This window comes from uncultured Microbacterium sp., assembly GCF_947488465.1.
Lineage (GTDB): Bacteria > Actinomycetota > Actinomycetes > Actinomycetales > Microbacteriaceae > Microbacterium.
The window spans coordinates 684,051-698,895 of record NZ_CANKZA010000001.1 but is presented as its reverse complement, the minus strand read 5'-3'; the positions used below and the strand labels follow the sequence as shown (position 1 = coordinate 698,895).

Genomic DNA, 14,845 nt, shown 5'->3' with positions numbered 1-14,845 from the left:
GACTGGGTCGAGAACTCTCATCGAGTCTGGACTCAGTGGACCGGCAACAGGCACCTTTCTGGAAGTTGAGACGTTTCGAGCATGGCTACCGATTACGACGCCCCCCGCAAGACCGACGACGACAGCGAGTCGATCGAGGCCCTGAAGGAGCGCGTGCCGGACAAGCTCTCCGGCACGGTTGGCGATGAAGACGCCGACAACCCCTCGGGATTCGAACTGCCCGGGGCAGACTTGTCTGACCTCGAGCTGGATGTCGTCGTCCTTCCGCCCCAGGAGGACGAATTCACCTGCAGCGAGTGCTTCCTCGTGAAGCACCGCACGCAGATCGATCACGACTCAGCGCACGGCGCCGTCTGCATCGAGTGCGCGGCCTGATCGGCGACTGACCGCGTCAGGCTCGCTGAGCCCGACGAATGGCCGCCACGACCCGGTCCGGCGTCCGCGTGGAGAAGACCCACTCGGATGCCGGATCTCGGTCGTCGCGGATGTCGACGCGCACGATGCCGTCGATTCCCGGCCGCAGAAGGTGCCAGGCGTCACGATGCAGCCCGGGTCCGCGCGCGGTTCGAGCGTCGTCGCCGGTCAGTGCGATCGGGTCTCCGAGGAGCGCGACCGGGATGTGTGCGCGTCCGACCCGGAGTTCGCCGTTGCGGACGCTCACCACCGGGGCCGAGGCGACGAGCGTGAACGTCAACGCCGCGGCGACGCCGAGACCGCTCAGCAGGGCGACTGTGGCATCCAACGGCACGAAGACCAGGGCGATCATCGGCGCGGCCACGGCGGCGCTGAGCAGTGCCCACAGCGATGGGCTCAACCGCTCGCGGTAGGTGCCGGACGGGGCGTGCGAACGGGCGGCGGTGGCAGTCGAGTTGTGCATTACCCTCGTGGAGTGATCGATTCCGTGGACGTACCCATTATCGCTTCGCATGTCCCCGTCTACGCCCACCCGGGAGACGCGGGAGCCGATCTCGTCGCAGCGGAAGCGGTGCGCCTCGAGCCCGGGCACCGCGCACTCGTCGGAACGGGCGTGCGGCTCGCGCTTCCGGACGGCTACGTGGCCTTCGTCGTGCCGCGCAGCGGTCTCGCCGCCAGGCACGGCATCACGATCGTCAACGCCCCGGGCACGATCGATGCGGGCTATCGGGGCGAGATCAAGGTCGCCCTTCTGAATACGGACATCTCAGAGGCCTACGATGTCGCGGTAGGCGACCGAATCGCACAGGTGATCATCATGCCGGTTCCGCGCGTCCGCTTCATCCCGGTGGATGAGCTGCCCGACAGCACGCGCGGCGAGGCCGGATTCGGATCCACCGGTTATCAGACAGGAGCCACCTCATGAGTGACGCACTCGAGAGTTCCGCCGCGCGGACCGATCGCGCGACGACAGGGCCGTTCGACGAGTCCGAAGCGAACCCCGTCCGGCCGTACATCGATCTCGGCGGGATCAAAGTGCTGCCGCGCGAAGGCTTGAATCTCCGACTCGAGGTGGAAGAGCAGACCAAGCGCATCGTCGCCGTCGGTCTGGACTTCGCCGACTCGACCCTCCAGGTGCAGCCGTTCGCCGCTCCGCGCACGAGCGGCCTCTGGGACGAGACGCGCCAGCAGATCCGCGAGCAGATCCGCGGGCAGGGCGGTCGGGTCGAAGAGCGGGAAGGGCCGCTGGGCCCCGAGCTCCTCGCCGAGGTTCCCGTCGCGGGTGCCGACGGAGCCGCGGGCAAGCGCCTCGCGCGTTTCGTCGGTGTCGACGGCCCCCGCTGGTTCTTGCGCGGCGTCATGGGTGGTGCGGCCACGAGTGATGTGGATGCCGCGGCCGCCGTCGAGGACCTTTTCCGTTCGATCGTCGTGGTCCGCGGCGGGTCTCCGATGCCCCCGCGCGACCTCATCCCGCTGAAGATGCCCGCAGCCCCCGGAACGGCATGACCTCTCCCGGTCTGACGCCCCCCGACCCGGGAGACGCGGCACAACCGACGGCCTCTGAGCTCATCGGGCAGGCCCTCGGGTCGGCGGCGCGCAAAGCGGGCCTCGACCCGGCGAAAGAAGCATCCACCGGCCACGTGGTCTGGCATGCGATGGGAGGCTGGCGCGGCGTGGCCGAGTCGGTCCTCCCGAGCCTCGCGTTCCTGCTCCTCTACACGACGACGTCGGAGCTTCCGCTCGCGCTGGCCGTCTCGGTCGGCATCGCCGCCGTGTTCACCGTCGTGCGACTGGCGCAGCGCTCGCCCGTGAGTGCGGCTCTGGGCGGTCTGATCGCGACGGGGCTCGCGGCCGCGCTCGCCCTCTTCACCGGTCGCGGGGAGGACAACTTCGTCCCGGGCCTGATCACCAACGCGCTGTACGGCACGGGATTGCTCGTCTCGGCGCTCATCGGGTGGTCGCTGATCGGGCTCGCCGTCGGATTCCTCATGAACGAGGGCACCGCCTGGCGCGCCGACGCGCGCAAGCGCCGCGTCTTCTTCTGGTTGGGCATCGCGTGGGCCGCACTGTTCTTCCTCCGACTCGCTGTGCAATTGCCGCTCTACTTCGCCGGCGATGTCGCGACCCTCGGCACGCTGAAGCTGGTGATGGGGCTGCCCCTGTTCGCACCGCTTCTCGCGGTGACGTGGCTCACCGCGCGTGCGCTCTACAAACCGACCGCGGAGTGATAGTTTTATCTTGACATCAAGATAAATCTTCCTTCCCGACGCGGTTAGGCACGCCTCACTAGCCCATCCTGACGAGGGCGGGGAAGATGGGAGAGCAGGGCCGCGCGCTGCTGCATCCGCCGACGAAGGAGAACAGACGTGTCCACTGTTGACAGCTTCGGAGCCAAGAGCACCCTCACCGTCGGGGGGACCGACTACGAGATCTATCGGGTCGACACCGTCGCCGGATACGAGCGGCTTCCGTTCAGCCTCAAGGTCCTGCTCGAAAACCTGTTGCGCACAGAAGACGGCGCCAACGTCACGAAGGCGCAGATCGAAGCGCTGGGCAGCTGGGACGCCGACGCGGAACCCGACACCGAGATCCAGTTCACGCCCGCGCGCGTCGTGATGCAGGACTTCACCGGCGTCCCCTGCATCGTCGACCTCGCCACGATGCGCGAGGCCGTCACAGCCCTCGGCGGCGACCCGAACAAGATCAACCCGCTCTCGCCCGCCGAGATGGTCATCGACCACTCGGTCATCGCCGACCTGTTCGGCTCCGAGAACGCGCTCGAGCGCAACGTCGAGATCGAGTACGAGCGCAACGGCGAGCGTTACCAGTTCCTCCGCTGGGGTCAGACGGCATTCGACGACTTCAAGGTGGTTCCGCCGGGCACCGGCATCGTCCACCAGGTCAACATCGAGCACCTGGCGAAGGTTATCTACGACCGCACGGGCCGTGACGGCGTGCTGCGCGCCTACCCCGACACGTGCGTCGGCACCGACTCGCACACCACTATGGTCAACGGCCTCGGCGTGCTCGGGTGGGGCGTGGGAGGCATCGAGGCCGAGGCGGCGATGCTCGGCCAGCCCGTTTCCATGCTGATTCCGCGCGTCGTCGGCTTCAAGTTGACGGGGGAGATCCCCGCCGGGGTCACCGCGACCGACGTCGTCCTGACGATCACCGACATGCTGCGAGAGCACGGCGTGGTGGGTAAGTTCGTCGAGTTCTACGGCGCCGGGGTCGGCTCCGTGCCCCTTGCGAACCGCGCGACGATCGGCAACATGAGCCCCGAGTTCGGCTCGACGGCCGCGATGTTCCCGATCGACGATGTCACGCTCGACTACCTGCGTCTGACCGGTCGCGATGAGCAGGCCGTCGCCCTCGTCGAGGCCTACGCCAAGGAGCAGAAGCTCTGGCACGATCCGTCGCTCGAGCCGACGTTCAGCGAGTACATGGAGCTCGACCTCTCCACCGTCGTTCCCTCCATCGCCGGCCCGAAGCGCCCGCAGGACCGCATTCTGCTCTCGGAGTCGAAGGCCCAGTTCGAGAAGGACATCCTCAACTACGCGAGTGCGTCGGTCTCGAACGACATCGTCGACCTCGAGTCGAAGCACTCGTTCCCGGCTTCCGACCCCGGCTCCGCGCCCGGCGACGAAGAGCCCGAGACGCGCGAGGTGCACATCTCCAGCGGGTCGCCGGCCGCGGCATCCAACCCGGTGAATGTGACGACACCCGACGGCACCACGTACCTCCTCGACAACGGCGCGGTCACCCTCGCGGCGATCACGTCGTGCACGAACACGTCGAACCCGTCGGTGATGTTGGCCGCGGGTCTGCTCGCGAAGAAAGCCGTCGACAAGGGTCTGAAGCAGAAGCCCTGGGTCAAGACCACGCTCGGCCCGGGTTCGAAGGTCGTCACCGACTACTACGAGAAGTCGGGCCTGGACAAGTCTCTCGAGGACCTCGGCTTCTTCACGGTCGGGTATGGCTGCACGATCTGCATCGGAAACTCCGGACCGCTCATCGAAGAGGTCTCGGCGGCGATCAACCAGAACGACCTCGCCGTGACCGCGGTGCTCTCCGGAAACCGCAACTTCGAGGGTCGCATCAGCCCCGACGTCAAGATGAACTACCTGGCGTCGCCGCCGCTCGTGGTCGCCTACGCCCTCGCCGGGTCGATGCACTTCGACTTCGAGACCGATGCGCTGGGCAAGGACCACGACGGCAACGATGTGTTTCTCCGGGACATCTGGCCGACGCCGGATGAGGTGCAGGAGGTCATCGACTCGTCGATCTCCCGTGAGCAGTTCATCAAGCAGTACGCCACGGTCTTCGACGGTGACGAGCGGTGGACGAGTCTGCCGACGCCCACCGGCCCCGTCTTCGAATGGGATGCCGACTCGACCTACGTGCGCAAGGCGCCGTACTTCGACGGCATGTCGATGGACTTGACTCCGGTCACGGACATCTCCGGTGCCCGCGTCATGGCGACGCTTGGCGACTCGGTCACCACCGACCACATCTCGCCGGCCGGCAACATCAAGATCGGCACGCCGGCCGCGAAGTATCTCGAAGAGCACGGTGTTCGCCAGAAGGACTTCAACTCGTACGGCTCGCGCCGTGGCAACCACGAGATCATGATCCGCGGCACGTTCGCGAACATCCGCCTGAAGAACGAGCTGGTCGCGGCGGTCAACGACGGGCAGATCGTCGAGGGGGGCTACACCCGCGACTTCACGCAGCCCGACGGGCCGCAGGCGTACATCTACGACGCGTGCGAGAACTACCAGGCGCAGGGCACTCCGCTCGTCGTCTTCGGTGGTAAGGAGTACGGTTCGGGATCGTCGCGTGACTGGGCGGCCAAGGGCACGTCCCTCCTCGGGGTCAAGGCGGTCATCACCGAGAGCTTCGAGCGCATCCACCGTTCCAACCTGATCGGTATGGGCGTGGTCCCGCTGCAGTTCCCCGACGGTCAGTCGTGGAAGTCGCTGGGCCTCGACGGCACCGAGATCGTCTCGATCGAGGGTCTCGAGCAGCTCAACGACGGTGTCACGCCGAAGACCGTGACCGTCACCGCGGCGCCGAGCGAGTTCTCGGCCGAGGGGAAGGAGACCGTCGTGTTCGACGCGAAGGTCCGCATCGACACGCCCGGTGAAGCCGACTACTACCGCAACGGCGGCATCCTGCAGTACGTGCTGCGCTCGCTCGTCTGACGCGCATAACGCCCCGGTACCCGCTCCCGCAAGGGGGTGTGGATGCCGGGGCGTTTCGCATACCCGCCACATACAATCGGAGAATGAGTGTGCTCGCATCGATCACCGGTCCCCGCGACCTCGACGGCCTCTCCTCTGAGCAGTTGGGCCAGCTCGCACAGGAGGTCCGGGACTTCCTCGTCGAGAACGTGTCACGCACGGGGGGACACCTCGGTCCGAACCTCGGCGTGGTCGAACTGACGATCGCCCTGCACCGCGTCTTCGATTCGCCGAACGACCCGATCGTGTTCGACACGGGTCACCAGTCTTACGTGCACAAGCTCCTCACGGGGCGACAGGACTTCACCGATCTCCGTTCCCGCGGCGGCCTTGCCGGCTACCCGCAGCGTTCCGAAAGCGGACACGACGTCGTCGAGTCCTCGCACGCCTCGAGTTCGCTGAGCTGGGCGGACGGCATCTCGCGCGCCTTCACCCGCACGGGCCGCAAAGACCGCCACGTCGTGGCCGTCGTCGGCGACGGCGCTCTCACGGGCGGAATGACGTGGGAGGCGCTCAACAACATCTCCGACGACAACGAGCGCAACCTCGTCATCGTCGTCAACGACAACGGCCGTTCGTACGCACCGACGATCGGCGGCATGGCGCGCTATCTCAACCGCGTCCGCACGACCGACGGGTATGAGAGCCTCCGCCGCGGATCGGCCACGTTCTTCCGCCGCCTCGGACCAGCCGGGCGTGCCGTCTACCGCGGTGTGCGCGGCGGCACGCACGGATTCCTCTCCCGCTTCACGAACAACGAAGCCCTGTATTCCAATCTCGACATCAAGTACCTCGGCCCGATCGACGGGCACGATCTCGAGGCGTTGACCGAAACGCTCACGCTCGCAAAAGAGCACGGGGCGCCGGTGATCGTGCACGTCATCACCGAGAAGGGGCGCGGCTACGAGCCCGCCCGCAACGACGAAGCCGACCAGTTCCACGCGGTCGGCAAGATCGATCCGCGCACGGGTGCGCCGCTCGGCGGGTCCTCCTCGGTCGCGTGGACGGATGTCTTCTCCGACGCGCTTGTGGATGCCGGGGAGCGCCGTGAGGATGTCATCGCGATCACCGCGGCCATGCTCCGGCCCACCGGACTGCAGCCCTTCGCCCAGCAGTTCCCGGAGCGTGTCTACGATGTCGGGATCGCTGAGCAGCACGCTGCCGCCTCCGCCGCGGGCATGGCGTTCGGCGGACTGCACCCGGTCGTGGCGATCTACGCGACCTTCATGAACCGCGCGTTCGATCAGGTCATGATGGATGTCGCGCTGCACAAGGCCGGCGTCACGTTCGTGCTCGACCGGGCTGGCGTGACGGGTCCCGATGGGCCCAGTCACCACGGCATCTGGGATCTCGCGATGCTGCAACTGGTTCCCGGCATCCGCATCGCCGTGCCGAGAGATGCCGTGCGTCTGCGCGAAGAGTTCGACGAGGCAATCGAGGTGTCGGACGGGCCCACGGTCGTGCGGTTCCCGAAGGGCACGGTGGGCGCGGAGCTGCCGGCGATCGAGCGCCGCGCTGACGGGACCGATGTGCTTTACCGGGACGGGGGCGAGGACGTGCTCCTGGTGGGGATCGGGCCGATGGCCCACCTCGCGATGGATGTCGCGTCTCGGCTGCGCGCACAGGGAATCGGCGCGACGGTCGTCGATCCGCGCTGGGCGATTCCGGTACAACCGTCGATCGTCGAGCTCGCGCGCTCTCATCGGCTCGTGATCACGATTGAGGACGGCATCCGCGTCGGCGGTGTGGGCACTCGCGTGCGCCAGGTGCTGCGTGAAGCGGGCGTCGACACCGCGGTCGACGAACTCGGACTGCCGGACGAGTTCATCGACCACGCCACGCGGGAGCAGATTCTCGCGGATGCCGGGCTTTCCGCAGCGAAGATCGCGCAGGACGTCGTCGCTCAGGTACTCGGCACCCGCATCCCCGTCGCTCGCCCGTCCGCCGACACCGGCGCGGTATGGACGGTGACCGAGCCGCAGGAGCGCTGACGCGCTGTCACCCCGTGAGACGCGAGTTCCCCGTTGAGACGCGACGCGACGCGGGGCGCCTCGGCGGGGATCTGCCGTGTCGTCGGTAGCGCGGGCTCTGCGTGACAGCATGGAAGGATGAGCTCCGCCAATCTGACCCGCGAGGAGACCGCGGCGCGTGCCGCCGGCATCCACCTCGAGACCGTCGACGTCGACCTCGATCTGCGCGATGCGCCGAAGACGGATGCCGCGACCTTCCCTGCAGCATCCACCCTCGTCTTCGCGGCGACCGTCGCCGAGACCTGGATCGACTTCATCGGCGCGTCAGTCGATGACGTCGTGATCAATGGGGTGCCGCAGGCGGTCGACTGGGACGGGGCCCGGGTCCGGATCTCCGGGCTTGCGGCACACAACACGGTGATCGTCCGCGGCCGCGGCCGCTACAGCTCCTCGGGAGAGGGCCTGCACAGGTTCCGCGACCCCGTCGACGATGAGGTCTACCTCTACACGCAGTACGAGCCCGCGGACTGTCGCCGCGTATACCCGTGCATGGAGCAGCCGGACCTGAAGGCACGGTGGCGCTTCACCGTCACCGCGCCGGAAGGGTGGGAGGTGCTCTCGAACGGGCCGGAATCGGCGCGCACCCCGGTCGACGGGGGAGTGCGCGTCGCCTTCGCCGAGACGCTGCCGCTGTCGAGCTACATCACCGCTGTCGCCGCGGGACCGTATCACCGCGTCGACGGGGCGTGGGAGGGCGCCGGACACTCGGTCGCGCTCGGCGTGCTCTGCCGTGCATCGCTCGCACCACACCTCGATGCCCAGGAGATCCTCGACGTCACGCGACGGGGCTTGGACTACTACGGCACCGCGTTCGCCTACGCGTATCCGTGGGGGAAGTATGACCAGATCTTCGTCCCCGAGTACAACCTCGGCGCCATGGAGAATCCGGGTCTCGTGACCTTCACCGAGAGCTACGTCTTCCGCGGTAAGGCAACCGCCGCGCAACGCGAGGCCCGCGCGAACACGATTTTGCACGAGATGGCGCACATGTGGTTCGGCGATCTCGTCACGATGCGCTGGTGGGACGACCTCTGGCTCAAGGAGTCGTTCGCCGACTTCATGGGTGCGCACGCGAATGTCGCGACCGGAGCGTTTCCGGATGCCTGGGTCAGCTTCGCGAGCCGGCGCAAAGGCTGGGCGTATGAGCAGGATCAGCTGCCGACGACGCATCCGATCGTCGCGGACATCACCGACCTCGAAGCGGCGAAGCTGAACTTCGACGGCATCACGTACGCGAAGGGAGCGTCGGTGCTGAAACAGCTGGTCGCGTTCGTCGGCGAAGAGGCGTTCTTCCGGGGCGCCCAGCGGTACTTCGCCGATCACGCGTTCGGCAATACGACCCTCGCCGACCTTCTCACCGCGCTGGAGGCGTCATCCGGCCGCGACTTGACCGCGTGGAGCGACGCGTGGTTGCAGACGACAGGGATGTCGGAGATCCGTGTCGAACGCGGCGACACACGGACACTCGTGCAGACCGCTCCGCGTCCGCACCGGCTGACGGTCGGTCTCTACGCCTTCGAGGGCGACCGTCTCCTCCGCCGCGCGCGGGTCGAGCTCGACATCGATGCGCCCCGCACGCCGCTGTCGGCGCCGGTGCTGCCGGACGCGGATCTGATCGTCCCGAACGACGATGACCGCACCTACGCGAAGGTGCGACTCGACGAGCGGTCGACGGATGCCGTGGCCCGCGGTCTGTCGTCGATTGATGACGCCGTCACCCGCGCCGTCATCTGGGCGGCGCTGTGGAACGCGGTTCGTGATGGCGAGCTTCCGGTGCGCCGCTACGTCGAGATCGTGAGCCGGCACGCGCGGTCGGAGCCGAATGTCGCCCTCCTCGCAGACGCGATCGTGCACACCGGCTTCGCGATCTCGCGCTACGCGCGGGAGGACGATCGCGCGGGTCTCGCCCGCGGCTGGCTCGAGGTCGCCTGGAGTGCTCTCCACGCGGCCGCGCCAGGAAGCGATGCGCAACTCGCGTGGGCGCGCGGCGTCGGCGCAGCGGCGAGCATGACGGGCGAGCGTGCCGCGGACATCGGTGCCATCATGCGGGGCGAGACCGCGGGGCCTGCCGGCCTGGCCCTGGACCCCGACCTGCGGTGGAGTTGGCTCATCGCCCTGGCCGCAACAGGACATGCCGGTCCCGTCGAAGCCGACGCCGAGCTCGCCCGTGATCCGTCGGCCAGTGGGCACTCTCGCCACCGCACCGTGCTCGCGGCGCGGCCGGATGCCGGCATCCGCGCCGCTGCGTGGCAGGCAGCATGGACCGATGAGTCGCTCTCGAACGATCACCTCGATGCGACGATCGCCGGTGTGCGTGCGGGCGGTCGTCGCGATCTCATCGCCGCTCATGACCCTGACTATTTCGCGCGGATCCGTCCGGTGTGGTCGGAGCGGAGTATCGAGATCGCGCGGAGGCTCGTCGTCGGCTTGTTCCCGGCATCCGATTCGCTTGTGGATGTGGACGCCTGGCTCGCGGCGAACGCCGACGCGCCCGCGTCGCTGCGCCGCTTGGTCATCGAGCAGCGCGACGGGCTCGTCCGCGCGCTCCGCGTGCGGTCGGCTCAGTCCGCGGGGTGATCGCTCGCGTGTCGGCTCGCCGAGCGCACGTTCGCGTCTTCGGCGACCGCGTCGGGATCGTGTGTGCGCGCGGGTCCGAGCCCGAGAGCACGTCGCGCGGTGCTGCGCGACCCCAGGGCGACGGCAGCGGCGGATGCCACGGCGTTGACGAGTGTGGCCAGTAGTAGGGGGCCGTCGAACGGATTCATGCCGCTCAAGAGGACCTGGACCGCGGCGGTCGTCGCGGCTCCCACGACGGCGCCGAACGCGGTGAAGGCAGCGAGGTGCACGCCCATCCGTGGCGCGGCGGGCGCGGGCGAAATCATGCGTCCACGCTAGCGCGGGGTCACGCGGTGCGCGTGAGGTGCGCCGACAGGACGGCGGCGGCGCGTGCGGCGCTGAGATCGTCAGCGGCGGGTGCGGCCGACAGGGCGGTCGAGAGGAGGTAGCCGTCGGTCAGGGCGTCGCCCGTGATCACAACGGACAACAGCTCGATACCGCAGGCCGCGCGCACCTTCGTCGCGCATGCCTCCACGAGCGACGCGGATAGCTCGGCGTTCATCGGCAATTCAAGGCGCCCATCACTGCGGACGAGATCGCGCAGGGCGGCGCCGACGATGTTTCCCGTGCGTTCGGTCACATGGACGACCTCGAGTTCGAACACGCGCAGATCGGTACCGGTGACGAACGGACGCCAATCGAAGGAGGCGTGGACCAGGTGTTGTTGCCCGGCGCTGCCGGTGAGCTGGCGAGCGGGCAGATCGGTGGAGCGCACGCGCGTGTCGACTCGGCGGTACCACGCGAGGATGGGAAAGACCGCGTGGGACCCCGGGCGCAGCACCACCACTTCACCGGCGGCATGACCCGCACGGGCGCGTTTGCGAACGATCGGGCGTCCGTTGCGCGTGCGGATGGCGGCTTCGCCCTCGTCGATCGTCACGATCAGCAGCTTGAACAGGGCCGGCACGACGAGTAGCACCGTCAGCACCGCCCCACCGGTCTTGATCAGCGAGTTCATGCTGCCGGTACCGAACACAGAGGTGATGGTTTCGATCACAGAGCCAGGATGCCGCGCGCGCCGCCCTCATCCGTACACATCCGGCCCGGCGCACCGATCCTTCCCCGAGTCGTCATCGAGTGTTCGCCCACGGGGAGCGGATTCGTCTCCCGTACGCAGAATCGGATGCCGGCGAGCCGCGGCATCCGATTCTGGTGTCCCGATCCGTTTCTGCGAACCGTTCTTCGGGTTAGTGGATGCCGCGGATCGGCGGGGTGTGGAACGTTGCGCCGAAGGTGCGTTCGGACGCTCCCTCGCGGTCGAGGTAGGGCGACGCCCCACCGTCGATGAACGGCCAGCCGGCGCCGAGGATCAGGCACAGGTCGATGTCTTCGACCTCGGGGACGACCCCCTCGTCGAGCATGAGCTTGATCTCGTGCGCGAGACCGTCCTGCACGCGACGCAGAATCGTCTCGGCGGACGCCGGTGATGATCCGACGCCGGCGAGAGCCTTCTGCGCGGCTTTGGTGAAGCCGGTGACGCGCCCACCCTTGTCCTTTTCGACGACCTCGGGAAGTTCGGCCAACACGTGGAAATTCTCGTTCGCGTAGAAACGATCCGGGAACGCGCGCACCATGGTGTCCTGCACGTGCGCGGCGACCTTCCAGCCCACGAGGTCGATCAACTGGAACGGTCCCATCGGCAGGCCGAGCGGGCCGAAGGCCTTCTCGACCTCGGCGACCGGGGTGCCCTCGTACACGGCACGCGCGGCCTCGCCCATGACCTTGGCCAGCAGACGGTTGACGACGAAGCCGGGCGCATCGGCGGTGAGCACGGCGTTCTTGCCGAGCCCGCGAGCAACGACGAACGCCGTCGAGAGTGCCGCATCCGTCGTCTGCGGTGTCTTCACGATCTCGATCAAGGGCATGACCGCCACCGGGTTGAAGAAGTGGAAGCCGACAAGGCGCTCGGGGTGCGCGAGCTTGGCCCCGATCTCCTCGACCGACAGCGACGAGGTGTTGGTGGCGAGCACGGCGTCCTCGGCGACGATCTTCTCGATCTCGCCGAACACGGCCTGCTTCACGCCGACCTCTTCGAAGACGGCTTCGATGACGAAATCGCAGTCGGCGAACAGGCTCTTGTCGGTCGTTCCGGTCACGAGCGCGCGCAGGCGGTTCGCGGCGTCGCCGTCGAGCCGGCCCTTGGCCTCGAGCTTCCCGATCTCGTCGTGGATGTAGGCGACACCCTTGTCGACGCGTGCCTGGTCGAGGTCGGTGATCAGGACGGGCACCTGAAGCTTCCGCACGAACAGCAGTGCGAACTGGCTCGCCATCAGGCCGGCGCCGATGATGCCGACCTTGGTGACCTTCTTGGCCAGGGCCTTGTCCGGTGCGCCGACGGGTCGCTTCGCGCGCCTCTGCACGAGGTCGAACGCGTACATGGATGCCGCGAACTGGTCACCCGTGACGAGATCCGCAAGCGCGTCGTCTTCGCGGGCGAAGCCTTCCGCTTTGGTGCCGCTCTTTGCCTTCTCGAGCAGGTCGAGGGCGACATAAGGCGAGCGGGGGACAGTTCCGATCTTGGATTCGAGCATGCCGCGCGCCATCTTGATCGCGACGGGCCACTTGACGGCGCGTTCGATCTTGCCGGGCTCGTTCTTCCGGTCGACCTTGACCGCTCCGGTGAGGACGCGATCAGCCCACGCGAGGGAGCTTTCCAGGTAGGTCGCGGTGGGGAAGATGGCGTCGAAGATGCCGTAGTCGAACGCCTGCTGGGGCTTCAGCATCCGGTTCTGCTTGAGCGGGTTGGAGATGACGACCTCGAGGGCATTCTCGATGCCGATGAGGTTCGGCAGCAGGTACGCGCCGCCCCAGCCGGGGATGATGCCGAGGAAGACCTCGGGGAGCGCGATCGCCGCTGCGGACGCATCCACGGTGCGATAGGTCGAGTTCAGCGCGATTTCGAGCCCGCCGCCGAGGGCGAGCCCGTTGACGAACGCGAAGGAGGGCACGCCGAGCTCGCCGAGTGTGCCGAGGACCTTGTGTCCGAGTTGGGCGATGAGCTTGGCGTTGTCCCGGGACCCGACCTTGGTGATGTCGGAGAGGTCGGCGCCGGCGGCCATGATGTACTGCTTGCCGGTGATCGCGACGGCGTGGATCTCGCCGGCGGCGGCGCGCGCCCGCAGCGTCGCGAGCGTCTCACCGAGCTCGGTGAGGGTCGCCGGGCCCAGGGTGTTCGGACGGGTGTGGTCCCGGCCGTTGTCGAGGGTGATGAGCGCGAGAACCTTGCCGCTGGGCAGGGTGATGTCGCGCACGAGCGAGTGCGTGATCACCTCTCCCTCGGTGAGTGCCTGAATGGGCGCGAAGTCGATGTCGTCGTAGTTCGTCATCGCGGTCACCGCTTCTTTCCGTTGTAGTGCGGGTTCTCCCAGATGACCGAGCCACCCTGGCCCAGGCCGACGCACATCGCCGTGAGGCCGTACCGGACATCGGGCCGTTCGGCGAACTGCGCTGCGAGCTGGATCATGAGGCGCACACCACTGGCGGCGAGCGGATGGCCGAGCGCGATGGCACCGCCCCACTGGTTGACGCGGGGGTCGTCATCGGCGATGCCGAAATGATCGAGCAGCGAGATGACCTGCACCGCGAACGCCTCGTTGAGCTCGAATAGGCCGATGTCGGAAATCGACAGGCCGGCCTTCCGCAACGCCTTCTCGGTCGACGGGATCGGCCCGATGCCCATGATTTCGGGCTGGACCCCGGCGAACGCGAACGAGACCATTCGCATCTTGGGCTTCAGGCCCAGTTCCTTCACCGCGCCGCCGCCGGCCAGCAGCGACATCGTCGCGCCATCGGTGAGGGGGGATGAGGTACCGGCCGTGACCCGGCCGTGCGGACGGAACGGGGTCTTCAACGCCGCGAGGTCGTCCATCGTGGTCTGCGGGCGACGCCCTTCGTCTTCGGTCGCCAGGCCCCAGGCGCCGTCAGCGCCCTTGATGGCCACCGAGACGAGGTCAGGTTGGAACTTGCCTGCGTCGTAGGCGGCCTGCGCCTTGTGCTGGCTCAGCATGCCGAATCGGTCGCTGCGCTCCTTCGTCAACTGCGGAAAGCGGTCGAAGATGCGCTCGGCGGTCACACCCATGTTGAGGGCGCCCGGGTCGACCATCTTCTCCGCGACGAAGCGAGGGTTGGGGTCGGCATTGCCGCCAATGGGGTAGTGACCCATGTGCTCGACGCCGCCGGCGAGGGCGACGTCGTACATACCGGAGCCGATTGCGCCGCCCATCATGGCGACACTCGTCATCGCGCCCGCGCACATGCGGTCGATCGCGAAGCCGGGCACCGTCTGGGGGAGGCCCGCAAGGATCGCCACGGATCGGCCCAGGGTCAGGCCCTGTTCGCCGGTCTGGCTGGTCGCGGCGATCGCGACGTCGTCGACGCGGTCGGCGGGAAGACCGCCGTTGCGTTCCATGAGACCGATGGTCGCCTTCACGGCGAGGTCATCGGCACGGGTGTTCCAGTACATGCCCTTTTCGCCGGCGCGCCCGAAGGGGGTACGCACTCCATCGACGAACCAGACGTCCGACATCTCGGCCACACTGCCTC

The 14,845-nt window shown here is 67.7% G+C and carries 12 protein-coding genes; 7 read left to right on the top strand and 5 right to left on the bottom strand.

Annotated features, from left to right (window positions below):
* The first annotated feature begins 81 nt into the window (after positions 1-81).
* The gene (locus tag Q0653_RS03415) at positions 82-375 is read left to right on the top strand and encodes a DUF4193 domain-containing protein (RefSeq protein WP_298742334.1); all 294 of its coding nucleotides are present in this window, start codon (positions 82-84) and stop codon (positions 373-375) included.
* A gap of 16 nt (positions 376-391) precedes the next feature.
* On the opposite strand, the gene Q0653_RS03410 is transcribed toward Q0653_RS03415, so the two are convergent.
* Positions 392-877: a DUF3093 domain-containing protein gene (locus Q0653_RS03410; RefSeq protein ID WP_298742335.1), complete on the bottom strand. Its 486-nt coding sequence runs from the start codon at positions 875-877 to the stop codon at positions 392-394.
* A gap of 12 nt (positions 878-889) precedes the next feature.
* Here Q0653_RS03410 and dut point away from each other — a divergent pair, with 12 nt between their 5' ends.
* The 6 genes from dut to pepN all read left to right on the top strand — a co-directional run bounded on the left by dut (position 890) and on the right by pepN (position 10,264).
* Positions 890-1,339 (top strand): dUTP diphosphatase, encoded by a 450-nt coding sequence (dut, locus tag Q0653_RS03405; protein WP_298942558.1) that lies wholly within the window; start codon positions 890-892, stop codon positions 1,337-1,339.
* Positions 1,336-1,920, top strand: a complete 585-nt coding sequence (locus Q0653_RS03400; RefSeq protein ID WP_298742337.1) for a DUF3710 domain-containing protein — start codon at positions 1,336-1,338, stop codon at positions 1,918-1,920. Before dut ends, Q0653_RS03400 begins: the two co-directional genes overlap by 4 nt.
* A complete protein-coding gene (locus Q0653_RS03395) occupies positions 1,917-2,642 on the top strand; it encodes a DUF3159 domain-containing protein (protein ID WP_298942556.1) in 726 nt (241 codons plus the stop codon). The genes Q0653_RS03400 and Q0653_RS03395 overlap by 4 nt, the downstream gene beginning before the upstream one ends.
* Positions 2,643-2,780: 138 nt before the next feature.
* Entirely contained in the window at positions 2,781-5,618 is a 2,838-nt protein-coding gene (locus Q0653_RS03390; RefSeq protein ID WP_298942554.1) for an aconitate hydratase, read from the top strand.
* A gap of 83 nt (positions 5,619-5,701) precedes the next feature.
* Positions 5,702-7,648 (top strand): 1-deoxy-D-xylulose-5-phosphate synthase, encoded by a 1,947-nt coding sequence (dxs, locus tag Q0653_RS03385; protein ID WP_298942553.1) that lies wholly within the window; start codon positions 5,702-5,704, stop codon positions 7,646-7,648.
* Positions 7,649-7,765: 117 nt separating this feature from the next.
* A complete protein-coding gene (pepN, locus tag Q0653_RS03380) occupies positions 7,766-10,264 on the top strand; it encodes an aminopeptidase N (protein WP_298942552.1) in 2,499 nt (832 codons plus the stop codon).
* Here the strand turns inward: pepN and Q0653_RS03375 are convergent.
* From Q0653_RS03375 to Q0653_RS03360, 4 genes are all read right to left on the bottom strand, one after another.
* Positions 10,249-10,569, bottom strand: a complete 321-nt coding sequence (locus Q0653_RS03375; protein WP_298942551.1) for a hypothetical protein — start codon at positions 10,567-10,569, stop codon at positions 10,249-10,251. The two genes, pepN and Q0653_RS03375, sit on opposite strands and share 16 nt — an antisense overlap.
* A gap of 20 nt (positions 10,570-10,589) precedes the next feature.
* Positions 10,590-11,300, bottom strand: a complete 711-nt coding sequence (locus Q0653_RS03370; protein ID WP_298742343.1) for an SPFH domain-containing protein — start codon at positions 11,298-11,300, stop codon at positions 10,590-10,592.
* A 190-nt stretch (positions 11,301-11,490) separates the two neighbouring features.
* Positions 11,491-13,629: a 3-hydroxyacyl-CoA dehydrogenase NAD-binding domain-containing protein gene (locus tag Q0653_RS03365; RefSeq protein WP_298943113.1), complete on the bottom strand. Its 2,139-nt coding sequence runs from the start codon at positions 13,627-13,629 to the stop codon at positions 11,491-11,493.
* Between the two features lie 5 nt (positions 13,630-13,634).
* A complete protein-coding gene (locus tag Q0653_RS03360) occupies positions 13,635-14,837 on the bottom strand; it encodes a thiolase family protein (protein WP_298742344.1) in 1,203 nt (400 codons plus the stop codon).
* Between the last annotated feature and the right edge of the window lie 8 nt (positions 14,838-14,845).

Excerpts from the sequence above, each read along its gene's own strand:
- Q0653_RS03415 (WP_298742334.1), top strand. The coding sequence starts at position 82 with ATGGCTACCGATTACGACGCCCCCCGCAAGACCGACGACGACAGCGAG.
- Q0653_RS03410 (WP_298742335.1), bottom strand. The coding sequence starts at position 877 with ATGCACAACTCGACTGCCACCGCCGCCCGTTCGCACGCCCCGTCCGGC.
- Q0653_RS03400 (WP_298742337.1), top strand. The coding sequence starts at position 1,336 with ATGAGTGACGCACTCGAGAGTTCCGCCGCGCGGACCGATCGCGCGACG.
- Q0653_RS03395 (WP_298942556.1), top strand. The coding sequence starts at position 1,917 with ATGACCTCTCCCGGTCTGACGCCCCCCGACCCGGGAGACGCGGCACAA.
- dxs (WP_298942553.1), top strand. The coding sequence starts at position 5,702 with ATGAGTGTGCTCGCATCGATCACCGGTCCCCGCGACCTCGACGGCCTC.
- pepN (WP_298942552.1), top strand. The coding sequence starts at position 7,766 with ATGAGCTCCGCCAATCTGACCCGCGAGGAGACCGCGGCGCGTGCCGCC.
- Q0653_RS03375 (WP_298942551.1), bottom strand. The coding sequence starts at position 10,569 with ATGATTTCGCCCGCGCCCGCCGCGCCACGGATGGGCGTGCACCTCGCT.
- Q0653_RS03365 (WP_298943113.1), bottom strand. The coding sequence starts at position 13,629 with ATGACGAACTACGACGACATCGACTTCGCGCCCATTCAGGCACTCACC.